Origin of the sequence: Actinophytocola sp., from assembly GCF_035762905.1 — a bacterium.
In the GTDB taxonomy this organism is placed as follows: domain Bacteria; phylum Actinomycetota; class Actinomycetes; order Mycobacteriales; family Pseudonocardiaceae; genus DASYTH01.
This window is the reverse complement of the sequence record NZ_DASUCC010000015.1, coordinates 1-22,901: the sequence shown is the minus strand read 5'-3', so window position 1 is coordinate 22,901 and position 22,901 is coordinate 1. Positions and strand designations below refer to the sequence as shown.

The window sequence follows — 22,901 nt, the reverse complement described above, 5'->3', positions numbered from 1 at the left end:
GTCGAAAGTGTGCCGCCGGCACGGCTGGTGACCACCTGGTCGGTGCCGGACCGAGAGGGCGTCGACGAGCCGTCCAGGGTCACCTTCGACCTTGAGCCGCACGGCCCGATCGTCCGGCTCACCGTCACCCACGAGAACCTTTTCGACGCGAGCGATCAGACCGAGGTCTCCTTCGGCTGGCCGGCCGTGCTGTCCAACCTGAAAACCCTCATCGAGACTGGGAGCCCGCTGGCGACGGAGCCGTGGCTGTCCAACCGCTGACACGATGTGCCGCCGGCTCGTTGCTCCATGTCGATGTCAGGAACGGGGCACCAAGCCACGAGGGCGGGCCTGCCGGCTCGCCCTCGTCGAGTTGGGTGCAGCGGTAGATCAGGTCGGACGCGACGTAGATGCAGTTCGTGTCGTCGGCGCCGGTGCCGACCTGGGTGGGTTTAGTGCCGGTGTTTTTTCCGGTGTACTTGCGGCAGATGACCATGGCCCGGCTGGCGTCGTTGACGATGGTGACCGCGGTGAACCCGGCGGTGTCGCCGAAGTTGGTTTCCTCTCTGTCGCCAGCTACTTGACACAGAGAGGTGCCGATCTTGGAACAGTCCCCCCAGACAAGCCCGAGACCCTCTACCTGCGCGAAGAAGTCATCTGCGCCCGCATCGCCCTGAGCCACCCACACCTCACGAGACCCAGCCAGAGCACGAAGCCCGATCCGGCGGAATCGACCCGGGAACGCCGTATTGCCGGTGACGTCTTTGCCATGGTCCAAACTTGGGCGCGTGTGGTTTAGGCGTCTGCGGTGGCGTGGGTGCGGATGAACTCGGTGACAGCCGGTGATTCCAGCCCGTCCCAGCCGTTGTAGTTGAACCCTTCTTGGTTGGCCAGGCGGATTATCTCGTGCATGGCATCGGCGAGGAGTTGGTCGTCCCCGCTGAACAGTTGGTGGCGGACGGGGTGGTCGTCGACCATGGTCTCGAAGGCGGGGGTGGCACGGGAGGAGTAGTAGCGGGCGAAGTTGGTGTAGAAGTTCCCCGTCTTGATCGTTCCGCGTTCGCCGATCACGACTAGGGCGCCGTAGACGTCGAACTGGCAGAGGCTGTTGAGGATTGTCGGGTGCTCGGCGGGCCGGTCTGGGTGGAGGGAATCGAGGTGGCGGATCGTGTTGTGGGCGCGAGCGAGGAGCCCGGCCTTCTCGTCGGTCTCGAAGATGTGGGCTCGGGCGGCCATGGTGACCGCGTGACGCAGCCAGCTGCCCCAGTAGCTGAACGATTCGCCAGCGGGGCGCCGGTCGGCCAGCAGCTTCACTGTGGCCCATTCCTCGGCGCGGACGGCAAGCGCGCCCAGGGCGTAGACCCGCGTGATGATGTCGAGCCAGAGCCATACCGCAGCTGTGTCGGTGCGGTCGAAACCGCGCTCGTCGAAGCCAAGTTCGTAGATCCGTTCGAACCCAGCGACGGCGCGCAGCAGCCATGGTTTGCGCTCGTACTCGATCGCCAGCGCCGCGAAGGTGGTGATCCGGTCGAGTAGCTGCCGCAACTCGTCCTGGTCGCCGAGCAGGTCGGCAGCGTCCCGCCCGGCACGGGTGAGCAGCCGTCGCAGGGGAATGTCATCCTCGCGGCGCATCAGTTCGGTGACGAGTTGGTCGAACGTTTCGGTGTCGAGTTGCCAGCTCAACGACGCGGACGGAACGTGCATAAGGGTGTCGACCGTCCCGGCGAGGCGCGCCTGCGCGGCTATCTCCTCGCCGAACTCCTTGCGCCAGGCTTCCTTGCGCCGGGCGATGATCTGCGCGAGGAGACGGTCTCGGTCGGCGTCGTTCCATCGTTCGCTGCTGGTGCCGTGCCGGACCAACACGTCGCCGTGCCGGAAGACCACAATGCGCTTGCCGGTGACGGAGTCGTTGTATTCGCCGTCGGTGTGGATGACGCACCATCCATAGGGGTTAGGCGCGACGTAGATCAGCGCCACGGTCTGGCCGCCCACCTCGTGGCACGCCGCGTGCACGACGGGCGCGGTGAGGTACTTCGCCAGCTTGGGGCGCAGCGTGGCCTCGTCGAAGTGTCGCGTGAGCTCCGCCGTAAGTCCGGCCACGACCTTACCGTTGTTGTCCACGCCTATGAGGATGTATCCGCCGTCCGGGTTGGACTGCATGGCCGCGACATCTTTGGCGAGCTCAATCAGGTCCGCGGGATGCCCCTTGCCGAGATTGAGCGTTTCCTTGTAATCCAGTCCGAACTGTTCACACTGCTCGCCGAGCAGCGCGAGCAGCTTCTCCTCGGTCACGATCGGCTCGACCACCACGGCCATGACCGCGTCCAACTCCTTCGCCAGTCAGCTACCAGGTGCGGGTAACCAGTTCTGATGCACAGCAATCGCTGAAGGGTAGTCCTGACCCCCACCGCCGGGCTGCCTGGGCTACCGACCGATTATCGGTGGCTGTGCGGCCGCAGCGACCCGGCGAGCGGTGCCCTTTCGAGTGATTCCCCGTCTGGTCGTGTCATGTGGCATGCCGGTGGCGGTCTCTGCGGCTGGGCATACCACGAAAGGCGATGGGCATGGCGGTGTTGAGTGGCGTGGAGTTCGTGGCGGCGGTGGAGGATCGGCTGCGTGATCGGCGATCGAGTTCGCCCGGAGCGTCGCGGGAAGGGTTGCGGTTTGCGTTCTATGGGCGGATGTCGACCTGTGAGTTTCAGGATGTGGGTACGTCGTGGGCGTGGCAGCGGGAGGTTGCGGAGGAGTTGGTCGAGGGGTTCGGGGCCATCGTGGTGGATTTCTTTGACGAGGGCCGGTCTCGGCGGTGGGCGTGGCCGGATCGTCCGGCTGCGGCGGCGTTGTTGGCGGACGCGCGGCGGCCGGATCGTAGGTTTGATGCGGTGGTGGTGGGGGAGTACGAACGTGCGTTTCATGTTGATCAGTTTCAGCAGGTGGCGGCCGAGTTGACCGAGGTCGGGGTGCAGGTGTGGCTACCGGAGGCCGGTGGTCCGGTCGACCTGGGTAGTCCGGTGCACCAGGCGCTGATGGTTCTGCTGGGCGCGCAGGCCCAACGGGAGGTGGCCCGAGCCCGGGCGCGGGTGCTGGCAGCCATGCGGGCCCAGGCCCGGGTCCAGGGCCGGTTCCTCGGTGGGCGACCTCCGTTCGGCTACCGCTTGGCCGACAACGGGCCGCATCCCAACGCCGAGCACGCCCGGTGGGGTCGCCGGCTGCACGGGCTGGAGCCGGATCCGGCAACCGCGCCGTGGGTGCGGTGGCTGTTCGCCCAGCGCGCCGACGGTCGCAGCGTCGCCTCGCTGGTCCGCGAGCTCAATGACCGAGGCGTGCCGTGCCCGTCCAGGGCGGACGCGTCCCGCAATCCGCACCGCACCGGCCAGCGGTGGATCGTGCGCACGGTGGCGATGATTCTGCAGAACCCGCGCTACACCGGCCGGCAGGTATGGAACCGGCACAGCACCCAGGGCCACGGTGGCACCGGCCGGCCCGGCGGGCGCGGTTCCGGTGCGGTCCGACGTAACCCTGCCGCCGACTGGGAAGTCTCCGAGCATCTCGCCCATGCTCCGCTGGTCGACGACGCCGCCTTCCTGACGGTCCAGCGGATGCGCACCGGTCGGCCGAGCCAGGACGGCGAAGTCCGCCAGTTCTATTTGGCTGGGCTGACGGTGTGTGGGGTGTGTGGCCGGCGGATGGACGCGCACTGGGTCCACGGCCGGCCCGGCTACCGCTGCCGACACGGCTACACCAGCGCCACACGCCGACCGGCTGACGCACCCCGCAACGTCTACCACCGCGAAGATCAACTATTGGACGCCCTGCCCGGCCTGCTCGCCGACACCCTGGGCGAGGACGCCGACTTCTCACCGCACGATCCAGTCGGAGTTCTGCGTGAGCGAGATCTGCAGATCGTCTGCACCCATCACGATCGACAACTCCGGGCGGCAACACCCTACGGGGCCCGCAGCGCTCCATCGTCCACAGGTCCACGGGCGCAGACACTGAGGCTGGAATTCCACCACGGAGACGGTTTCACGGCCGATCAGCACGCTGGAGCGGCTATCATCACACCGCGCGACACCCGCTGTGCGCGGCCACGAGCCGGCGCGCTTCAGACGGCCGTGGGGTAAAGGAGTGTCCGAGGCCGAATTTGCCCACTAACCCTACTCAGCCTCGCCCTCGACAAGGCGGCGTAACCCGTCCCGGTCTATCCATGTCGGTTGCCCACTCGACCCATGTCGGGACGGTTCGTACCCTCGGGTGACCTGCACAAACACAAGTGGGACAGCCGGGACAAGCCTCACCATGCGCGTCCAGGCTCCTACGAACATGCGTGTGCCCAACAGAACAATCGACTCATGTCGAGTCTGTCCCCGCCTGTCGGATCTGGACATCCATGTACGCAGCACAGCAATCTTGTGGAGGCCCGGGCCCATCTGAACGACCCGAAGATAGCCAATCAGGCGTTGCGATCTCTCGCCATGCGTACGGTAGGTGCATGAGTGATGACACACGGGGAGTACCGGATCGCCGCGCATCGGCAGTGCGAGCGCTTGGCCTAGTGCTTCGGGGCGAATCGTCCGATGAACCTGGGAGTCTCGAACAGACAATGCCGCAAGAAGAGGACTCGGCACAGGAAGAGGATCAGCAAACTGGGGAGGCCGCGCGAGACCATTACCCGGACTCAAACGTGCTCGCCTGTGGGAACTGTGACTGTGTGTGGTTCATGAGCCTGCGACGAGGCAGCAAACCCGTCATGGCAACGGTAGAAAATGAATGCAGCGCATGCCGCCCGCAACGGCTGGAGCGGTCTTTAGAGGTGATCAGGGGATACATAACCGACGCCAGCGCGTTTCGGCCGGTCCTGCACAGGCCATGCACGCCCGAAGGCAGTTGCTGCGAGCTCCATGCGATCGCAGATGGCTTCGACGGTGTACAGAAGACGGCCAGCAAGGGCATCGTATGGGTGATCACAGGGTTAACCGGCGCACCGGAGGACTTGGCAGAGGCGTTTTCCAAAATAGCTCTCCCCATGGTCACGACACCGGACTTTGGCACCATAGCGAAGGCCCTGCGAGCCTTGGCGGATGAGTTATGCGACAATCGCCACATCACCTCCCCGGAACCTCCCGCAACTCCCTGAACACCCTCGGCTGGACGGTCCAATCTGATGAGTTGTCGATACTTCGAAAATTGAGATTCAATTGTATTCACGGAACAGCATGGAAGGTTGCAGTCCGAGGCAACTATTGTATTGTCTTTTTGGGCACCTATTCTATGTGTTGCGGAGCGAGGCCCAGAAGCCGAATCTTCAGTTGCCTTGGAAAAGCCCAAGAGGCCGGCGTCGTGGACCAGTGAGGCGAGCATGATCAGAATCAACTACACACTTTACACGCAAGATGGGGGATTGCATGAGGAGGACCGTCAGTCCGAATATGTACCGCGCATCGGTGAGATTATCGCATTAGATCCTCAATCTCAGTTCTCGTTTCAGGTAGTTGATGTACTTTGGCATTTCGCCGTAAGTGGGCGCTGTTATCGCATCGCTGTGACCGCCTGCGAAGTGAACCGGCATCAGCACATTGAGACTGTCATTAGTGGGTGGCGCAGCAAGCACCGTTAGGCATTCATCGTCCCCTGTCCCCAGGGCGGCTTGTAAGTGCGCCGGCCAGCTAGACTCAACAAGCTCGGCGCATCCGACCATGTTCCACCACAGGAAGCGACGTACTGGAACTACCATGGCGATCATTATTTCGATTGCTGCGCTGATGCTCAGCTCATTCGTTTTCGCTTACAACCATCGAACCGCCAAGCGTGATCTCATGATTCGGATCTATGACCAGCTGTTAGCAGCGGACAGGCAGCAAGGCCGTCGCGTATTGTTTGAACTTTGCGAGTACGGTCGCAAGCCAGAGGATCTATGCGAGGACGATTTTCGTAGCGCTAATCATGCTCTTGCGTGGTTAGATCTCATGGCAATGCTATATGACAAACGATATATCCCGCGACGCGACTCAATGGCATTATGGGGAATCACCACTTCGCGCATTGTTCACGCTGCCGAGCAATCGGGGTTCTTGCAGTTCAGGGATAACCAACAGGGATCCCTCCTATGGCCTTATGTTCGAAAATTTGCTGCGGCTGCCCGGGCTAAGGGGTTCGTCGGCAAGGCGCCAAGCGTCAAAAGGAGCGAAAGCTGAGACACCCAAATGTGACAGCTATTAGCTTAGTTGGGCGGGTTTGAGCGGTTCACAGAGGTGACCTTGCTGCGCCGTTCTCGGGCGGCCGGCGGCCTGCCGGCCCGGCGCAAGCTCGCTCAGGGAGGTATGGCCGATTTCTCTACGAAGAGAGTAAGTCAAACGCGAAGCCGATAACGAACAGCAGGAACGCGAACCAGCGAATCCGGTGGCCGGGCCGGGTTTGCTCGAGCAATGCAGCAGAAACTCCTGTAATTCCGATTACTACGGCTGAGCGAATTCGCACGGCGAGACGGATAGCCCCATATTCAGTCGTGATCATTAGTATGCCGCAGGTAAAAATTCCGATCATTGCTATCGCCGGAGCCCATCCCGTCCAGCCTAGTGAGATTCCTACCCACACGAGTATGGCAACGATGATGATTAACGCAATGGTTCTAGCGGTGGCGACGCCTACGTTTCGCACCAACTGGTAATCCTCGCGATGGTCTAACAACTCGCGCTGGCGAGTCGGCAAGCTGACACGAACGAACGCGCGAACCTTATTCATCGCGTATTCTTCGTCGATAATAGTAGGGTTGTGCACATTGGATTGTTTGAACTCCGCCAAGAACTCCGCTCGAAACTTGCTGACGGCGTCGTCGGCCAGCCATCGCTGACCGTGGAACTGCGGAGGATCATTCCGAGTTATCCACAGTGGAATCAAAACCGGCGCAGCAGCAATCATCGGATAGATAGGACGGATTATTTGATCTCTGACCATGAATTCGAGCCCCAGCAGATCCTCTAGTTCCTGAATGCGATTCCGCCACCTTCCTGCCTCCTTCTTTTGGATGCGAGCGAGTTCCGCAGCAGCCCGGAGACGTTCAGGCCCAATGAGATCGAGGACGACCACGCAGCCAGCGAAAAACTGTAGGACCTTGCCAATGCGGCCCCACCAGAACATTGGCAAGCCGAACAGGGTTATAGAGCTTGCCTGCCGACCGGCAAACCAGTTGGAAAATACGGAGTCGAGGCCACCGAAAACCAGCGCGACTACAAGTATTGCGGTCCCGATCAGTATCCAACGCATGACTTGACTATAACCATTACTTCTCGTAGGCCAATGACGTATGGTCCAGGTGCCGCACTGGGCGGATATCTAAGGTCCGTACTCCTGTCGCTTCCATCACTCGGCATTCCTATGTCGTTCAGGTTCAGTGTATGCACGACTACTGCCTCCGCGCGTGAGACCGGAAATTGTCGAACTGACTGGGAGATAAGTTGAGGAACACTCCATATATCCCCAGTTCTCGAGCCGATCAGCACGCCACCCCGATCCTTGCAGCCCGGGACTGGCGCGTCTAGGAGTCTGCGGAACACGTGAGGTGAGACCCAGGGAGTCCGCCGATTAGGGACTGCGATGTGGATCGATGTGGTCAGAGTGCGTTCCTGCGGCTGCTTGGTGCAACTATGGGTGTAGAGAGAGGTTCAGGCCCGGCAGTCCGCCCGAAGATCGCCCAGCGTTGCCGGTCATCCGCCGCGTCAGGCCGGTGGGACAAGCGAGCTTGTTGATCAGGTACCGCCAAGGTGATTGGATCGCGCCAGTCTCCATCGCATCCTGCAACGGGCACAGCTTGATCTGTGCTTGGTTACCTGGCGCACGGCCGTGCCATCGGCGATCGCATCGGCGACTCGCTGCACGTCGCTGGCGTGGTACACGGTCCAGGACGAGGTGCCGTACGTACCTGTCGCAGTTTCCTGCTTGGTCCGGACGCCGTTGGCTCCGATGACCGCGTCGAGATCCCAGACGACCGGCCAAGCGTCCGCGACTTCGGCGTGGTCGAGGTATCCGTCACCAGCGTAGTAACGCCCACGCCGCCGCTGCGCGATCAACTCCGCCACCGGCACGGGAGCGGGCATGTCCGTCACCACGAGGCACCTCCAACCAGGTCGCGGGACAACCCACCCTCCCGCCGCGAGCACCGCTCCCGCAAGGTCTGACCGGGCAGCGTGAACGGCACGCTGGTGGCACCAAGTTTGGGTGCTCATCCAAGCCCATCCGCCGTCGTCGCCAGCCTGCTCGGCTCCCACCTCGGCTGCGCCGAGTTGCTCGCCGCCGAGGCAGGCGCAACCTGGAGACACTACGCAGCAGGCGATCCCGCCGCTACAGGCAAGTAGGTCACTGAGGGTCAGCCACCATAGCCAGGCCCAGTTCGGCGAGTTGCGCTTCCGTTAGCGGCAGCGTCGGCCGGCCGGCACCGATCCGGTGCGGGTGCCCGGGATCCTCCCGGTTGGTGGCGAAGTCCGGACTGCCGAAGTTTTGCACCGACAGCGAGTACAGCTGTCCGTCCGGCAGGTAGATCCGCAGGGTCTGGTTCAGCGACGCGAACGGGTCGCTCGGCGCCACGTCGTAGATCTGCAACACGGTCCCGTCCGCCAGCACGTGCCGTTTCGGTGGCTGACAGTTGTACATGTCGTACGCCTGGTCGTCCGCCGCGGTGAGTGGATCACCGGTGAACCGGCCGAAGGACAACACCACGCTGCCGGTGCCCCCGGCGTCGGACACGTCGGCGGTGTAGGTGAACGCGTCGCGAGTGTTCGGCCTGGTGGGCGGCAGCTTCAGCTCGCCAAGCAGGCCCACCGTCGTGCCAGCGGTCACCGGCATCGGGATGCGGCTCGGCCCCTGGAGCGTCGTGCCCGTAATGGGGCTGTCCGGCGGCGTCCTGGTCACCGCGGCGATGGCTTGCCAGACCCGTTGTTGCAGCGCCGGCAGGTCGGCGCGGACGCTGTCCAGGTCGCGGCCGCTGGTGTCGGGGATCTCGCACCTGGGCACCGGCTCGGTCGGCCAGCCGGCCGGTGGTGGCGCGGTCGACGCCGGAGTCCATGTGGTGTACGGGGAGTGCGCCGGCAGATCGGCCCGCGGCCACGGCGCTTCGGTCGGGGACGTCCCGGTCGCGGCGACGTCCTGACCGCCGGAAAGCAGGGCTGCCGCGCTGATGACCACCGTGGCCACCCCGGCGACTGCGGCCACCGCCGCCAGCGCAGCGCCGAACTGCTGGCGCCGGCGCCGGCGCCGGCCACGAGCGACCGCGTCGACCAGCCCGCGGCGGGGCCTTGGCGGGGTCCGTTGCGCCAGTTCGGCCCGCAACGCGGCGCCGAGGTCATCCTCATCCCACATCTCGCACGCTCCGCTCCGGTGTGTCGGCGTTGCGGTACGCCGCCCGCAACGCCTGTATCCCTCGTGACATTTGACTTTTGACGGTGCCCGCCGAGCACCGCAGCACCTGCGCGACCTGCTCGACGGGCAGGTCGTGGACGATGCGCAGCACGAGCGTCGCCCGCTGCCTCGGTGGCACGTCCTGTAGCGCCGCCAGCAGCGACTGCTGCTCGTCGACGCGCGCCAGGTCCCTCGAGTGCTCCGACCGGTCGGGCGTCTCGGCGACCAGGCATTCCTTCGCGCGACCCCGCCGCCTGGTGTCGAGGAAGAGCCGGACGAGGGTGGTGCGCAGGTAGCCCTCCGCGTTGCCGCTGGCCACGCGTGGCCACTTGGGGTACAGCCGGACGAAACTTCCCTGGGCCAGTTCCTCCGCCTCGAGCCAGTCTCCGCACAGCGCGTACGCGGTACGCCGCGCCGCGTCGAACCGCGCCGAGTAGAAGTCGGCGAAGTCCTCATCGAAACCGGCCACCGGCATCCTCCTGCAGATCTTGGACGGGATAACAACGCGGTCGGCCCCTGGCAGGTTGCACGCGCGCGTTAGACAGCCGGATCCACTTTCGCCGACACCGGCAGCAACCTCCGCCGGAACTAACCCCTGTGGAATCCGCGACTGTGCCAGTAGCGGATGCAAATCAGCTGGTCGGCGGGCGTAGCATGGGTCTCCTGGGGAGGGATTCGCCGTGACCTGACATTGGCGCGGACGCGGTCGCCAGCCGTATGAGCGGCCTGGTCATCTGCCCGCACGCGTGCACAGGTTGCGCCGTCAGGCCGGATGGCACCCGGCTGGAGTTCAGCACGGCCCGCTGGGCCGGCGCGCTGTCGCCCTTTCCGATTTCGCACGGCGGAGTGTCACTCGCACGAGTAGTTCGGCGTCGATTGGTTCGTTGGGCAGTGGGTACGCCCTGGCCATGAGGGTCGTGGTGGTGGGGGCGACGGGGAACATCGGCACGAGTCTGGTGGCGGCACTCAGCCGGGATCCGGACGTCGATTCGGTGCTGGGCGTCGCGCGCCGGGTGCCGGAGCTATGGCTGCCCAAGGTCGACTGGCGGAGTGCGGACATCCGCACCGCGGATCTGGTCGATCTGTTCGACCGGGCCGACGCCGTGGTTCATCTGGCGTGGCTGTTCCAGCCCACCCACCGGCCGACGGTCACGTGGGCCAACAATGTAGAGGGCGGGGTCCGGGTGTTCCGGGCGGCTGCCCAGGCCGACGTGCCCAAGTTGGTGTACTCGTCCTCGGTGGGTGCCTACTCGCCCGGACCCAAGGACGAACCGGTGGCCGAGACGTGGCCGACCGACGGGTGGCCGAAGGCCGCCTACACCCGGGAAAAGCCTTACTTGGAGAGGGTTCTCGACGCCCTGGAGCTGGCCAGCCCGGACCTGTCGGTGGTCCGGCTGCGACCCGGGTTCGTGTTCAAGCACGGCGCGGCATCCGAGCAGCGCAGGCTGTTCGCCGGACCGCTGCTGCCCGGACGGCTGGTGCGGCCCGGTCTGGTGCCGGTCGTACCCGACCTGCCCGGTCTGCGCTTTCAGGCGGTGCACACCGTGGATGTCGCCGAGGCGTTCCGGTTGGCCGTGCACCGCCCGGTGCGCGGTGCGTTCAACATCGCTGCCGACGAGGTGGTAGACGCGGCCCTGCTCGCCGACTGCCTGCGGGCCAGGGTCATCTCCGTACCAGCCTGGCCGGTGCGCGGCGCCCTGACTGCGGCGTGGTGGCTGCGCCTGGTGCCGGCCAGTCCCGGTCTGCTCGACGCCGTCCTGCGCATGCCGATCATGGACACCACCCGGGCCCGCACCGAGCTCGGCTGGACGCCGAACCACACCGCCAAGCAGGCCATCAAGGAGTTCCTGCGTGGCCTGCGCCACGGTGCCGGGCTGCCCACCCCGCCGCTGGCCAGCCAGGTCCCCGGGGGACGGATCCGAGAGGTCCGGACCGGTGTCGGCGGCCAGCCCTGAAATCGTGCGCGTCGAGACGGCGCACAGCCGCGAGGTCGAACCCCTGCGATCGGACGTGCCGTGAGTGCCGTCCCGCAGACCGTTGGCGCGGGCGTTCGGCGAGGTGGCGTGGGTCGATGCTGACCGCGTCTCAGCCGGAGGCAGGGTGGCCGAGCTGGGCGCGGAGGTCGTCGATGGTGGTCTGGGCCTCGGCGAGCTGGTCCTGCAGGCCGATGATGCTGGCGGCGGCGGCGAGGGTGTGGCCCTCGTCGAGCTGTTCGCGTAGCCGCACCACGAGGGTGAGCTGACGGCGTGAGTAGCGGCGGTGTCCGCCGGTGGAGCGGTGCGGGCGGACCAGGTCGGCGGTGTCCAGGCTGCGCAGGAATGCTTCCTGCACGCCAAGCATGATTGCGGCCTGTCCGGTGGTGAACGCCGGGTAGTCCTGGTCGTCGAGCTTGCCGAGATCGGCCACGCACACCTCCGCCACCGCTGACGCCAGACTATCGAGTACAGGTTATCTCGAGCGGACGCTTGACACAATCTTCAGTGCGCGCTATAGAAATAGAGAGACGCGGTACATGACCTGGTGTCGAACACGACATAGCCGGGGAGTGATCGACGATGCGGGACACCACCCGTCACGCGACGGTGACCAGCGGCTTCGCCGAGGTGGTCTATGCCGATCCGGGTTGGCTGCGCGCGGAGTTCGACGCGATCATGGCCGCCAACTTTGGCGTTGTCCCTCCCCGTCTGCCAAGACCGCGGCCCGGTAGCGCAGGCCCGCCGCGTCCGATTCGCGCGCCCCGAGCCACCGGCGCCGGCCGGCTGGCTGGGGTGGTGCCGGCGCCGTGGGTTGGCCGGCGGCAGCGTTCCCCTCCGGCGACCGGCCCGCGCCCCGAGTGCAGCGACATGACGATGAGAGCGAAAGGTAGGTGATACCGCGCGGGCACGCCTGCAGCGGGCCCGGCCATCGCCCTCCACGGGCTGGGTGTCTGCGTCGAACCGGCCGAGAGACCCGGCAGCGGTCCCGGCCTCCCGCCTCGTGGCGCACCCTTCCGCGACGACCCCCCGGGATGGCGCGTGGCACACACTCAGCACAACCGCGTAACTCCCTCCGAACCGGTACCGGCCCCGCCGCATTGACTGCGACGGGGCCGGACCTTCGAGGACGCCCAAGAACCAGCAGTAAACACTCGAGAATATCTTCACCCATGGGAACAGGATTGCTGAGCGGATCGTTAGCATGGGTGGCAACCAATCGACCAGCCGCCTCCCGGCCATCAGCCCGCCGGGCGGCGGTGCGTAAGGAAGGAGAATGGAGGCGCATGGTCATGTTGATGCGGACCGACCCGTTCCGGGAGCTGGACCGGCTGACCCAGCAGTTCTTCGGCGCCCAGGGCACCGCGGCCCGGCCGGCGGTGATGCCGATGGACGCCTACCGGTCCGGCAACGAGTACGTGGTGCAGTTCGACCTGCCCGGTGTGGCGGCGGACTCGATCGACCTGGACGTAGAGCGAAACGTGCTCACGGTCAAAGCCGAACGCACCCCGGAGTACGAGGAAGGTGCCGAGGTCCAGGTCAGCGAACGGCCCCGCGGGGTGTTCTCCCGCCAGCTGTTCCTCGGCGACACCCTCGAGACCGAGCACATCAAGGCGCACTACGACGCGGGTGTGTTGACCCTGCGAGTGCCGGTCGCCGAGCAAGCCCGACCCCGCAAGATCGCCATCAGCGGCGGCAGTGACGCCAGGCAGATCAACGCCTGATCGCGTTGACCAGGCCCGGCTGGCTCCTGGCCCGCGCCCGCGTGGGAGCACCCGCGGGCGGGGCCGGAGGCGGGCCGGACAGGAGGTTGAGCACGGTGCCCCACATCGACCGGGCCGGGAGCCGGCTGGCCCGCGACCGACGGCGCGGCCCCATTCACGTGTCCGATCCGTCCCGCCGCTCGCCATGAGCACCGGCGAACCCGACCCCTATACCGTGCTCGGGGTCGACCCCGGCGCCACCAGCGCCGAGATCGCTGCCGCCTACCGGCGCGCGGTCCGGACCTGCCATCCCGACGCACCCCATCCCGACAGTGACCGGCTCGCGGCCGTGATCGCGGCGTACCGCCGGCTCCGTGACCGTGACCGGGATGTCCGCCCGCCGGCCGAACACAGCCGGGATTCCTCGCACGGACATGACATTCCGGTGCGGATCCACCCCCCAACATCGCCACGAACGCCGGACATCTGGGCTGGACCCGTTCGCCGTCACCCTCCTGCCCACAGCTGATCCGCGAGCAGGCTCGGGTCCCGCGAGGATTTTGGCGGTGGCGGATGAGTTGTGGGGCGGGCGGGAGAGTTCACCGCCCGGCCGACACTGCGCCAGTCAGTCCTTGAAAGCGTCCTTGCCCTTTTCGACGCCCCGGGATTCGATGAAGTCCTTGAACCGCTCCATGTCACCGGCTGGCCGACCGAACCTCAGAGTTCGGAAACTACCGGAGTACGTCATCTGCGCCCACGATCGCGGCTCCAGTCGGCCGAGCTGTTGCGCGGTATAGACCGTGTCAATGTCAGCGACGGGTCGGACGGCGTGTGCCGTCAAGAGTTCGGCGTGTGGGCCCTGGATGCCTCGCCGTTCGGGAGGCATCCAGGGTGGGGTGTCGGTCAGGGAATGCCGGTGATGGTTTCGCAGGCGATGGCGGTGTCGGTGCCGGGGCCACCGATGCCGACGTCGATTCCGGTGCCGCAGTCGAGGTGGTCGTCGCCGAGGAAACCGTCGAGGTGGTCGTCACCGCCGAGGCCGAACAGTCGGTTGCCCTGCTCGTTGCCGATGAGCACGTCGACGGCCATGGTCCCGATGATGTTTCGATGTCGGTGTGCACGTCGTCGCCCTCGCCGGACGCGCCGTCGTTGGGGTTCCCGTCGATGATCACGGTCACGCCGAGCCCGCCGTGGTCGAAGTAGTCGGCGGTGTCTGTGCCGGTTCCGCCGACCAGGAAGTCCGGCCCGTCGTTGCCGCCCCCGGTGAATCCGGTGGCGCCGGCGAGGACGTCGTCGCCGGCCTCGCCGAAGACGCTGTCCTGGCCCCTGCCGCCCTTGATCGTGTCGTTGTCGATGCCGCCGCTGAGTAAGTCGACGTCGTTGCCGCCGTCGAGGTTGTCGCCGCCGGCCCCGCCGTTGAGCGTGTCGCGACCGGCCCCGGCGAACAAGTCGTCGTCACCGGGTCCGCCGTCGAGGGTGTCGTTGCCGGCCGAGGTGCTGATTCGGTCGCGGCCGGAACCCCCCAGCACGGTGGTGTCGAACGGAACCTGAGCGCTGACCGAGTCGTCCAGGTCGCCGGCGGTGACCGCCACGCGGGTGATCCCCGTGGCGGTGCAGTGCACGGTGTTCGGATTCACCGCGGTGCAGCCCGTCCCGGGAGTGACGGTGTCGCCGGCGTCGGTGACGGTGAACGTCGAGTTCACCAGCGTGATGCTGATCCGGTTGGCGCTGCCGGCCTGTGCGTTGACCTGCAGCGTGGTGCCGGTCGCGGTGACACCGGAGGCGGCGTGCGCGGTTGCGGAAGACAGCAGGAAGGAACCGGCCACCGCAGCCGTCGCGGTGATCAGGATGCCCAGCCTTCTTGTCGATCTGTCTGGCATTTCGGAGTTTCTCCTCGCAGAGCACGGGAAAGTGACTCCGGCAGCCTGACGCCACCGCGCCGGGCCGGGCATCGGTGGCTGGTACCTATGTATGGCGGCGCGGTGGGGTAGGGCGCCCTCGGCGCGTAGGTATCGACCGTCCACTGTGGTGTGTCGACGGCCGCGAGAGTGGACGGGGGCGGCGTCGGTGTTCAGGCCGTCTGGGCCCCTGGGGCGGTGCCGTGTGCGGTTAATTCGGTGGCGTGGCGGGGGTGTGTGTTCTACGGTGCCGGGGACGTTGCTCCCGTCCGGGTTCGACCCGGCCGTTTCGAAGAGGCGATGCCATGGTCACCGCCCGGTCCTGCCGGGGCGGTTGACGACACCGACCGGGTCCACGGTCAGCGCCGCGTCCGCGGTGTGCGTCTGCTCGTCCTGCCCTGGTGTCGGAGGCAATCGTGACGCCCGCGCGGCGCCGGTCGTCGCGCGTCTGCACCTGGAGCACCCGAATTGTCGCAAGACCCGTTGTCCGCGTGGTATGCGGACTTCTTCACTGAACTGCCCAACGCATTCTGGCGAGCGGCCGTGCCACCGGCAGTGACGATGGCCGAGGCCGACTTCATCATCCGGCTGAGCGGGCTGGGTCCCGGGGCCCGGGTGCTGGACGTGCCCTGCGGCAGCGGCCGGCACACCCTGGAACTGGCCCGACGCGGCTACCGGGTGACCGGGCTGGACGTGTCCGCCGAAGCCATCGAGTTCGCCCGCACCGTCGCCGCCGCCCAGCGGTTGCCGGTCGACCTGCGCCTGGGCGACATGCGCACCCTGCCCACCGACGTCCGGGCCGACGCGGCGATCTGCATGGGCAACGCCTTCGGCTACCTCGACCACGCCGGCACCCGCACGTTCCTGGCTGACCTGGCCGCGCTCGTCACGCCGGGCGGCACCCTGATCCTGGACTACGGATTCGTTGCCGAGGCCCTCCTGCCCCACCTGACGCGGCAGGAGCCGCCGATGACCTTCGGCGGCGTCGAAGCTGTGTCGATCAACGAGTACGACACCACCAACAGCCGCTGGCTCACCGCCTTCACCTTCCGCCGCGGCACCGTCGAACACCGCGGAACTTCAGTCCAACACGTCTACACCGCCGCCGAAACAGCCCGCCTGGTCACCCAAGCCGGATTCACCGGGACCGAGCTGTACGGCGACACCGAGGCCACACCGTTCCGCCTCGGCAGCCCTCGACTGCTGCTGGTGGCACGACGACCAGTTGAGCCACCGGGGAGGTGGCGGGCAGCGGCGTCAGAGTGCGGTCCGGCGAGCGGGGGAGTGGAACATGCGGGTCCTGGTGGAGCGTGAGCGGGTGCTAGGCGCCCTGCACGCGGCGGTGGACGAGGCGAGAGCCGGGCGCGGGTCGATGGTGCTGATCACCGGCGAGGCAGGTCTGGGAAAGACCAGTGTGGTGCGGGCGTTTGTGGGTGCGGTGGCGGCCAGGGTGCTGGTCGGCTCGTGCGACGGTCTGCTGACGCCGCGGATGTTCGGCGCCCTGCGGGAGGCGATGGCCGGCAGCGGCGGGCGGCTGGAGGCCGCGTTGGACGATGCCGACCGCGAGGCGGTGTTCGACGTTGCGCTGGCCGATCTGGCCGCGGAGGCACCCACGGTGCTGGTGGTGGAGGACCTGCACTGGGCCGATGAGGCCACTGTGGACCTGATCGGCTACCTGACCCGCCGCATCGAGGCACTGCCGGTGGTGCTCGTGGGGACCATGCGAGAGGAGGTCGAGGAGAACCGGCCGGTGCGCCGCCGCACGTGCGGTTCGGTGTCCACGTCCGAGGTCCGGCTGCGGCACCTGCCGCTGGTCCCGCTGACCCCCGCCGGTGTCGCGCAGCTGGCCGCCGGGTCGGGGTGGGACGCCGCCGAGCTGCACGCACTGACCGGTGGCAACCCGTTCCATGTCACCGAGATGCTGGCCGCGCCCGGCGGGCAGGCGGTGCCGGCAACCATCGTCCGTGCGGCAGCGGGCCGGGTGCAGCGGCTCGGGGCGCGGTGCCGGCAGGCGATCGAGCAGTTGGCCGTGCTGTCGGGGACGGTCGACTTCGACCTGATCGACGGCCTGCTCGGCAAGCAGGCCGAGGTGCTGGCCGAGGCCGAGCAGCACGGAATCCTGGAGGTGCGGCGGGATGGTCTGGCGTTTCGCCACGAGTTGGTCCGCCGCGGCGTGGAGGCCAGCCTGCCGCACCTGCGCCGCCGTGCCCTGCATCTCGCCGTGTTGACCGTGCTGGCCGGACGGCAGCAACCGGACCTGGCCCGACTGGTGCACCACGCCGTAGGCGCCGGTAACCACGGCGCGACGGCACACTATGCGCTGCTGGCCGGGCGGGAAGCCGCCGCGGCCGGGACCCACGATGCGGCGCTGGCCCACTTCACCACCGCCACCGCACACGCCGACGCGCTCGGCGACGCCGACCGGGCCCGGCTGGCCGACGACCACGCCGGGGAGCTGTCCCACGCGCATCGCTTCGCCGAGGCCATCCACGTAGGCGAGACCGCGGTGCGCCGCTACGCCGAGCTGGGCGACCCGATCGCGCTCGGCCAGGCCCGAGCGCGGCTGTCCCGGCACTACTACCTGGCCGGCGACACCGCCCTGGCAATCACCACGGCACGCCAGGCAGTCGAGCTGCTGGAGCCAACCGAAGCCGTGCCGGCCAAGGCATGTGCCGTCACCTACCACGGCGCCGTGCAGGCGCTGACCGGCCATCCTGACGCGGCCACCACCCTGCGGCGGGCGGAAACCCTGGCCCAGCAAGCGGACCGGGTCGACCTGGCCGGGCTCATCATGACCTACCAGAGCATCGCGCTGCCGGACCTGGATCTCGACGGTCGGATCGCGGTGCTCACCGACAGCCTCGAACTGGCCCGCACGCATGGCCACCACGAGCACGTCGCCCGCGCCTACACCACCCTGGCCGAACTGCTCTACCAGCACGGCCGCCTCGACGAACTCCAGCGGTGCCTGACCGACGGCCTGGCCTTCGCCGACGGCCGCGGACTGCGGTCCCACGCCTACCATCTGACCGTGCACCGCGGCCTGCTGCACCTGCGTCGCGGTGACTGGACCTGCGCAGACAACGACCTCTCCGCCTGTGCCGACGGCGCCGCCGGCACGGGCGTACTGGCCAGCTACGTTCAGCCGGCGCACGCCCGGCTGCTCGCCCGCCGCGGCCACCCGGCCGCCGGCGATCTCCTCCACCGCGCCTGGCGACGCGGCCGTCGCCAGCAATCCCTTGCCGTACTGGGTTTGTCCGGCACCGCACTGGCGGAGTGGGCGTGGCTGACCAATCAACCCACGGTGGCCGCGGCGGTTCGCCACACGTGGCGCCACCACGCCCACCGGCCCGGGGCCGCCCCGCTGTGGGCTGAGATCCTGCGCTACTGCGCCCGCGCCGGCCTTCCCGCCGAACCATTCGACGGCTGTCCCGAACCCTGGGTCGCCGGCCTACGCGGCGACTGGCAATCGGCCGCAACCGCCTGGGAACGCATCGGCGACCCTTACGAACAAGCTCTCGCACTGGCTGACTCCGGCGTCATCGAACCCACCCTCCAAGCGCTGCGCACGCTCGACGACCTCGGCGCCACCGCGGCCGCGACCCAGGTCCGCCACCAGCTCAGAACCCTCGGCCTGCGCACCATCCCACGCCGACCATCCACCCACACCCGCACCCACCCCGCCGGCCTCACCGCACGCCAAGCCGACGTCCTCGACTTGCTGGCCGACGGTCTGACCAACGCCGAGATCGCCACCCGACTCGTCGTGTCCGTCCGCACCGTCGACCACCACGTCTCAGCCATCCTCACCAGACTCGGCGTCACCTCCCGCCACGAAGCCGCCGCCACATTACGAAACCGGCAAACCCGCACGGCCGGCTGACAGCCGCGGCGCCCCGCGGCGGGCTTGATATCGCGCCACAGCCGAACCTTCAGCCGGACGCGCCGCCTACTCCCTAGCCGACCGGCTCGCACCCGACCCTTCACTCGATGAGGAGGTGGCTCGCGATGCGAGCCCTGAACCCTAAGGGAAGCAATCTGGTGCTGCGTCCCGCTTGCCGCCGCGCTCCTTGCCGCCTGCTCGGCCACCAACCCGGAGGCCAAGCCACCTGACGCCATCGAGCCCATGCTCGGCTGGATCGGCAGCTGTCGAAGGGCACACGCGAGAGCGCGGTGGCCGTGAGATGCGCGCCCGTGAGCAGGTCGTCGTCGGTCATCGTTCGTAGTTCGGCGAACTGCGCCGCGAGCGAAGCGGCGGCCGCGGGTCGCTCATCAGCCTGGATCGCTTCTGCCATCCCCACCAACTCCCACGTCCCATCCGGGTGGAGCGTGGGCCGCAACGCCCCAGCGGCACGCGCAGCGAGGTCGTCCGGCTCCAGCGCGGCGGCTTTCTGGTAGGCCTGCGCGATTGTTGCCCGGTCGTGCGTGATCACCGCCACGGTGAGCAGCGCCATGGTTTCGTGCGATGCGGTGAGTTGCTCGCGAAGGACGAGGGCTTGCTCGGCAGCCCACAGGGCGAGGTCGTCTGTTCGACGCGCCTCGCGGACGTCGCTGCGTTCACCAGGTCGACCGCGGGCTGGTCGCCGACCCCTCGGACGGGGAGGAGTCCGAGCGCCCCGGCCATGAGAGACCGCTCGGTGTCGGCGATGTTGGTCGGCAGCAGCGAACGGGCGGCCGTCAGCGCGGCTGCCACGACGTTGCCCGGCACCGACTCATCGGACTGTAGGCCGCCTAGACGCCGCCCGCGGCCACCGCCAGCAGGTCCAGCCGGGCCCTCTCGTCCACCAGCACGGTGACCAAGCGGCGCACGGCCTCCGCGTCGCCGGCGTGTGGGGCCTGAACACACCGCCTGCTCAGGAGTTCGGCGAGCGCGGCCAGCGCGGCGGCGACGCGATCAGTCACGGCACATCCAAGCCCCACTATTCTGGCCAGCAGGCCGCACTGATCGCGTTTCCCTGTCGATGATCACGTTTGCCCGGTCAACTGCTGGACCGGCTCACGGTGAGGCACCCATGGCTCGATCGAGCCGGCCGAGGCCAAGCCCCAGTCCCTGAGCAAATCCTGTGAGCCGGCTCTGGCCAGGGCCAGTGCTTCGGTGAGGGTGCCTCCGGTGGCGATGTGGGTGATCGTGGCGGCGACGTAGGACTTGGCGACCGTTTTCGCTCGCCCGGTGGCCGCGGGCCGCCGGGCGAGCCAGGTGTGTGGATGGCTACGGGTGGTACCAACGCTGGTTGGCCCAGCCGTTGCAATCCCATACCTGGATCTTGCTTCCGTTGTGAGTCGGCGTTGCCACGTCCAAGTCGAGACACCGGCCGTCCTGCCAGCTCACGATGTCACCGTTGAGGTAGATGGTCCACTTCTGGTTGTTCCAACCGTTGCAGTCCCAGATTTGCACTTTGGTGCCATTGTGCGTCGGCGACGACACGTCCGAATCCAGGCAGCGCCCGTCGTGACTGCTTCGGATGGTGTGGTCACTGTAGTACGTCCACTTCTGGTTGCTCCAACCATTGCAGTCCCAGATTTGCACTTTGGTGCCATTGTGCGTCGGCGACGACACGTCCGAATCCAGGCAGCGCCCGTCGTGCAGGCTGTAGATAGGGGTGTTGGCGGTCTGCACGCTGACCGGTTCCGCCATCGCTCCAACCGGCGCGATGAGCAGTGCGGCCAGCACGAGCCCCAGCATGGCTGTCAACTTCACGGATACCCGCATTTGAGGTCCTTTCTCGATGTGGTGAAGTCTCGCCGTGCGAGACATTCGCAGATCGGCGATCGATCCATGCAGCCAGCGTCGCGCTGCGCCCTCTCCGCAAAACCCTTTATTCGACATTTCTCCCTCCTCCAGCTGGATTCCATCGCCCAACCGACGATTCGACCACTTCGCCATCGTGCGACGAATAATTCCTCGAACCCGCGCAACTGATGCCAGGCATTTCCTCCGGTGTTGTCGTATATGTACCGCACCAGCGTGGATGATCGGTTCCGTCTACGCGTCGTGCGGGCGCCACCGCCCTCTGGCATCGGTAGACGGGCTATCCGAGGCGTCGATGTATTGAGCGCGTGCTCCTCAGGATCGGGAAGGTGGCGAGCGCGAGGTCTACCATTCCGGGCTGAGCCAACAGGTGGGCTCCTTCGAATAACGCGCGGCGGCAGGAGTCCAATCGGCTGAGATTGGTCGCCGAACTTGGTGGATTCACGGTGGCACAGCGCCCTGCTTGCTGAGCTTGCGCCAACCGTGAGGCGGGAACAGTATAGCGGTTAGTAACGACGCGACCACCAAGCGTAAACCCGCGGGCCTCCGCCCGCTGGGCGAGGTGGGGCTGCGGGCGGCAGGTCAACTTCTGGACGTCGGAGCGCCCCGTCCACAGGCGGTCCTAACGGCGCTAGCCGTGGACGCGGGTCGACCGGTTGCTATCGCGACACTCATCGATCGGGTCTGGGACGACACCCCGCCCGCCGAAGTCCGAAACGTGTTGTATTCGTACCTGAGCCGGATCCGTCGGCTGCAGAGGCAGGCGACCACCCTCACCGGTGAGCCGGCGGCGGTGCGGATCGACGGTACGCCGGCTCTGTGCTGTGCATCGAGCCGAATCTGGTGGACCTGCATCGATTCCGATGCCTGGTCAACCAGGGCAGCGACCGACAGCGCGCCGATGATGCTCGAGCAGTCGCGCTCGCTGAGGTGTTGGGTTTGTGGCGGGGACCGCACCTGGCCGGTCTTCCAGGCAAATGGGCCGCGCAGGTGCGGGACAGTTACCACCGGTCGGTGATCGTCGAGGTGCCGTCCGCGGTGTGACCGGTGACCACACGGTGCACGTCGTGATTCATGGTGGTGCGATCTTTCCCTGCTGAGTACCCAATGGGTTGACGGTCAGTTGAAGACGACACCGCTGTCGATGTTGATCGCCTGACCGGTTCCCCAGCGAACAAGCCGCGCTGAAATGCCTGCACCTTGTCACCCGCAACCTGGACGCTGGGACGTTCCCGTGGCGGGTTGACCACCAAGATCCATGTGTTGGCCGACCGCCGCTGTCGCCTGCTGGTGCGCCTGACCAGCGCCGGGCAGCGACACGACTCGCTGGCGTTTCGGCCGGTGCTGCGCCGGCTACGGATCGCCCGCCGCTGTTGCGGTCGGCCACGGACCCGACCCGCCCGACTGCTGGGCGACAAGGCCTACTCCAACCGCGCGATCCGCGCTTACCTACGCCGACGCCGCATCATCGCCACCATCCCGCAGAAAGCCGATCAGATCGCCAACCGCGCCAAACTGGGCAGCAAGGGCGGCCGGCCACCGACCTTCGATCCCGTGGCCTACAAGGAACGCAACACCACCGAGCGGTCCTTCAACAGGCTCAAAGCCTTCCGGGCGGTCGCCCTGCGCACCGACAAAAGCGACTACGTCTACCGAGGCACCATCGACGTCGCCACGATCAAAATCTGGCTCCGCGACCCCGTCCACCAAGATCCATCAGGCACGCACTAGAGCGATCTCGAGTTCAACGATGGCCGCCGACTTCTTAATTGACAATGCCGCGCACCACGCGCAGATCGAACCGCTGTTGCCGGGCGACGGTAGCTGCTGCTTCGTGTTGGTGACCAACCGGCGCCGGCTGGTGGAACTGGACGTGGTGTCGATCGACCTGAATCCGCTGGGCACCGATGAAGCCGAGGAGATGTTTCGGCGCTTGGCCGAGCGGCCGCTGACCGCCGGCGTCGTTGATGGCGGTGGCAGCGGGGTGTGCCAGCCCGGGCCGGCACGACCGCTCGGTCCCGCACCAGGCGCACAGCCAGCAGATCTCAACCAGAGGCAAGTATGTGAGATCTCACGCGATTCGCGGCCTTACGCCAAGACTGGTGCTCGAGGGGAGCCCGGACTCGTGGGATGCGTATGTCCGCTGGCCCGTAGCCTGTGTTCGTGGCTGAGCTGCCGGTGTGGACCGAGCGACTGGTTGTGCGGCGGT

The 22,901-nt window shown here is 66.9% G+C and carries 23 protein-coding genes; 12 read left to right on the top strand and 11 right to left on the bottom strand.

Features of this window, described 5'->3' with window-relative positions; all coding sequences use genetic code 11:
* The coding region (locus VFV67_RS02060) for an SRPBCC domain-containing protein (RefSeq protein WP_326466750.1) at positions 1 to 261 on the top strand (261 nt) is incomplete at its 5' end.
* Here the strand turns inward: VFV67_RS02060 and VFV67_RS02055 are convergent.
* Complete coding sequence (locus VFV67_RS02055) at positions 209 to 661, bottom strand: hypothetical protein (RefSeq protein ID WP_326466749.1); 453 nt, start codon at positions 659 to 661, stop codon at positions 209 to 211. The two genes, VFV67_RS02060 and VFV67_RS02055, sit on opposite strands and share 53 nt — an antisense overlap.
* A gap of 113 nt (positions 662 to 774) precedes the next feature.
* Positions 775 to 2,295, bottom strand: a complete 1,521-nt coding sequence (locus VFV67_RS02050; protein WP_326466747.1) for an ATP-binding protein — start codon at positions 2,293 to 2,295, stop codon at positions 775 to 777.
* 242 nt (positions 2,296 to 2,537) lie between these two features.
* Here VFV67_RS02050 and VFV67_RS02045 point away from each other — a divergent pair, with 242 nt between their 5' ends.
* From VFV67_RS02045 to VFV67_RS02035, 3 genes are all read left to right on the top strand, one after another.
* Complete coding sequence (locus VFV67_RS02045; RefSeq protein WP_326466745.1) at positions 2,538 to 4,103, top strand: recombinase family protein; 1,566 nt, start codon at positions 2,538 to 2,540, stop codon at positions 4,101 to 4,103.
* Positions 4,104 to 4,699: 596 nt separating this feature from the next.
* Entirely contained in the window at positions 4,700 to 5,116 is a 417-nt protein-coding gene (locus VFV67_RS02040) for a hypothetical protein (RefSeq protein ID WP_326466744.1), read from the top strand.
* Between the two features lie 595 nt (positions 5,117 to 5,711).
* Positions 5,712 to 6,173, top strand: coding sequence for a hypothetical protein (locus tag VFV67_RS02035; protein WP_326466743.1), 462 nt, complete (start codon positions 5,712 to 5,714; stop codon positions 6,171 to 6,173).
* 139 nt (positions 6,174 to 6,312) lie between these two features.
* Here the strand turns inward: VFV67_RS02035 and VFV67_RS02030 are convergent, their stop codons facing one another.
* From VFV67_RS02030 to VFV67_RS02015, 4 genes are all read right to left on the bottom strand, one after another.
* Positions 6,313 to 7,242: a hypothetical protein gene (locus tag VFV67_RS02030; RefSeq protein ID WP_326466741.1), complete on the bottom strand. Its 930-nt coding sequence runs from the start codon at positions 7,240 to 7,242 to the stop codon at positions 6,313 to 6,315.
* A 482-nt stretch (positions 7,243 to 7,724) separates the two neighbouring features.
* Positions 7,725 to 8,081, bottom strand: a complete 357-nt coding sequence (locus VFV67_RS02025; protein WP_326466739.1) for a hypothetical protein — start codon at positions 8,079 to 8,081, stop codon at positions 7,725 to 7,727.
* A gap of 250 nt (positions 8,082 to 8,331) precedes the next feature.
* A complete protein-coding gene (locus VFV67_RS02020; protein ID WP_326466738.1) occupies positions 8,332 to 9,330 on the bottom strand; it encodes a hypothetical protein in 999 nt (332 codons plus the stop codon).
* Positions 9,320 to 9,838 (bottom strand): SigE family RNA polymerase sigma factor, encoded by a 519-nt coding sequence (locus tag VFV67_RS02015; RefSeq protein WP_326466737.1) that lies wholly within the window; start codon positions 9,836 to 9,838, stop codon positions 9,320 to 9,322. Before VFV67_RS02015 ends, VFV67_RS02020 begins: the two co-directional genes overlap by 11 nt.
* A gap of 439 nt (positions 9,839 to 10,277) precedes the next feature.
* On the opposite strand from VFV67_RS02015, the gene VFV67_RS02010 reads away from it, so the two are divergent.
* Positions 10,278 to 11,324: an NAD-dependent epimerase/dehydratase family protein gene (locus VFV67_RS02010; protein WP_326466736.1), complete on the top strand. Its 1,047-nt coding sequence runs from the start codon at positions 10,278 to 10,280 to the stop codon at positions 11,322 to 11,324.
* 130 nt (positions 11,325 to 11,454) lie between these two features.
* Here VFV67_RS02010 and VFV67_RS02005 read toward each other — a convergent pair whose 3' ends face one another.
* Positions 11,455 to 11,775, bottom strand: coding sequence for a MerR family transcriptional regulator (locus VFV67_RS02005; RefSeq protein ID WP_326466735.1), 321 nt, complete (start codon positions 11,773 to 11,775; stop codon positions 11,455 to 11,457).
* 859 nt (positions 11,776 to 12,634) lie between these two features.
* Here VFV67_RS02005 and VFV67_RS02000 point away from each other — a divergent pair.
* Together VFV67_RS02000 and VFV67_RS01995 are read left to right on the top strand one after the other, a co-directional pair.
* On the top strand, positions 12,635 to 13,066 hold the full coding sequence (locus VFV67_RS02000; protein WP_326466751.1) for an Hsp20/alpha crystallin family protein: 432 nt from the start codon (positions 12,635 to 12,637) through the stop codon (positions 13,064 to 13,066).
* A gap of 184 nt (positions 13,067 to 13,250) precedes the next feature.
* Positions 13,251 to 13,574, top strand: a complete 324-nt coding sequence (locus VFV67_RS01995) for a J domain-containing protein (RefSeq protein ID WP_326466733.1) — start codon at positions 13,251 to 13,253, stop codon at positions 13,572 to 13,574.
* 280 nt (positions 13,575 to 13,854) lie between these two features.
* On the opposite strand, the gene VFV67_RS01990 is transcribed toward VFV67_RS01995, so the two are convergent.
* Positions 13,855 to 15,069: a calcium-binding protein gene (locus VFV67_RS01990; RefSeq protein WP_326466732.1), complete on the bottom strand. Its 1,215-nt coding sequence runs from the start codon at positions 15,067 to 15,069 to the stop codon at positions 13,855 to 13,857.
* Between the two features lie 417 nt (positions 15,070 to 15,486).
* On the opposite strand from VFV67_RS01990, the gene VFV67_RS01985 reads away from it, so the two are divergent.
* Both VFV67_RS01985 and VFV67_RS01980 read left to right on the top strand, forming a co-directional pair.
* Entirely contained in the window at positions 15,487 to 16,257 is a 771-nt protein-coding gene (locus tag VFV67_RS01985; RefSeq protein WP_326466731.1) for a class I SAM-dependent methyltransferase, read from the top strand.
* Complete coding sequence (locus VFV67_RS01980; RefSeq protein ID WP_326466730.1) at positions 16,235 to 18,826, top strand: ATP-binding protein; 2,592 nt, start codon at positions 16,235 to 16,237, stop codon at positions 18,824 to 18,826. Before VFV67_RS01985 ends, VFV67_RS01980 begins: the two co-directional genes overlap by 23 nt.
* 100 nt (positions 18,827 to 18,926) lie before the next feature.
* Here VFV67_RS01980 and VFV67_RS01975 read toward each other — a convergent pair whose 3' ends face one another.
* The 3 genes from VFV67_RS01975 to VFV67_RS01965 form a co-directional block, all read right to left on the bottom strand.
* On the bottom strand, positions 18,927 to 19,397 hold the full coding sequence (locus VFV67_RS01975; protein ID WP_326466729.1) for a hypothetical protein: 471 nt from the start codon (positions 19,395 to 19,397) through the stop codon (positions 18,927 to 18,929).
* A gap of 277 nt (positions 19,398 to 19,674) precedes the next feature.
* Positions 19,675 to 19,845, bottom strand: coding sequence for a hypothetical protein (locus tag VFV67_RS01970; protein WP_326466728.1), 171 nt, complete (start codon positions 19,843 to 19,845; stop codon positions 19,675 to 19,677).
* Positions 19,846 to 20,152: 307 nt separating this feature from the next.
* Positions 20,153 to 20,770, bottom strand: a complete 618-nt coding sequence (locus VFV67_RS01965; protein ID WP_326466727.1) for an RICIN domain-containing protein — start codon at positions 20,768 to 20,770, stop codon at positions 20,153 to 20,155.
* A 741-nt stretch (positions 20,771 to 21,511) separates the two neighbouring features.
* Between VFV67_RS01965 and VFV67_RS01960 the strand changes: the two genes are divergently transcribed.
* From VFV67_RS01960 to VFV67_RS01950, 3 genes are all read left to right on the top strand, one after another.
* Positions 21,512 to 21,736, top strand: a complete 225-nt coding sequence (locus VFV67_RS01960) for a bacterial transcriptional activator domain-containing protein (RefSeq protein ID WP_326466726.1) — start codon at positions 21,512 to 21,514, stop codon at positions 21,734 to 21,736.
* Between the two features lie 156 nt (positions 21,737 to 21,892).
* Positions 21,893 to 22,423, top strand: coding sequence for an IS5 family transposase (locus VFV67_RS01955; protein ID WP_414636153.1), 531 nt, complete (start codon positions 21,893 to 21,895; stop codon positions 22,421 to 22,423).
* Between the two features lie 19 nt (positions 22,424 to 22,442).
* The coding region (locus VFV67_RS01950; RefSeq protein ID WP_326466725.1) for a hypothetical protein at positions 22,443 to 22,901 on the top strand (459 nt) is incomplete at its 3' end.

What these genes read in the sequence shown, in the direction of transcription:
- VFV67_RS02050 (WP_326466747.1), bottom strand. Translation starts at nt 2,295, where the DNA reads ATGGCCGTGGTGGTCGAGCCGATCGTGACCGAGGAGAAGCTGCTCGCG.
- VFV67_RS02020 (WP_326466738.1), bottom strand. Translation starts at nt 9,330, where the DNA reads ATGTGGGATGAGGATGACCTCGGCGCCGCGTTGCGGGCCGAACTGGCG.
- VFV67_RS02030 (WP_326466741.1), bottom strand. Translation starts at nt 7,242, where the DNA reads ATGCGTTGGATACTGATCGGGACCGCAATACTTGTAGTCGCGCTGGTT.
- VFV67_RS02045 (WP_326466745.1), top strand. Translation starts at nt 2,538, where the DNA reads ATGGGCATGGCGGTGTTGAGTGGCGTGGAGTTCGTGGCGGCGGTGGAG.
- VFV67_RS02035 (WP_326466743.1), top strand. Translation starts at nt 5,712, where the DNA reads ATGGCGATCATTATTTCGATTGCTGCGCTGATGCTCAGCTCATTCGTT.
- VFV67_RS02010 (WP_326466736.1), top strand. Translation starts at nt 10,278, where the DNA reads ATGAGGGTCGTGGTGGTGGGGGCGACGGGGAACATCGGCACGAGTCTG.
- VFV67_RS01995 (WP_326466733.1), top strand. Translation starts at nt 13,251, where the DNA reads ATGAGCACCGGCGAACCCGACCCCTATACCGTGCTCGGGGTCGACCCC.
- VFV67_RS01965 (WP_326466727.1), bottom strand. Translation starts at nt 20,770, where the DNA reads ATGTCGAATAAAGGGTTTTGCGGAGAGGGCGCAGCGCGACGCTGGCTG.
- VFV67_RS01980 (WP_326466730.1), top strand. Translation starts at nt 16,235, where the DNA reads ATGCGGGTCCTGGTGGAGCGTGAGCGGGTGCTAGGCGCCCTGCACGCG.
- VFV67_RS02000 (WP_326466751.1), top strand. Translation starts at nt 12,635, where the DNA reads ATGTTGATGCGGACCGACCCGTTCCGGGAGCTGGACCGGCTGACCCAG.
- VFV67_RS02040 (WP_326466744.1), top strand. Translation starts at nt 4,700, where the DNA reads ATGAGCCTGCGACGAGGCAGCAAACCCGTCATGGCAACGGTAGAAAAT.
- VFV67_RS01975 (WP_326466729.1), bottom strand. Translation starts at nt 19,397, where the DNA reads ATGGCGCTGCTCACCGTGGCGGTGATCACGCACGACCGGGCAACAATC.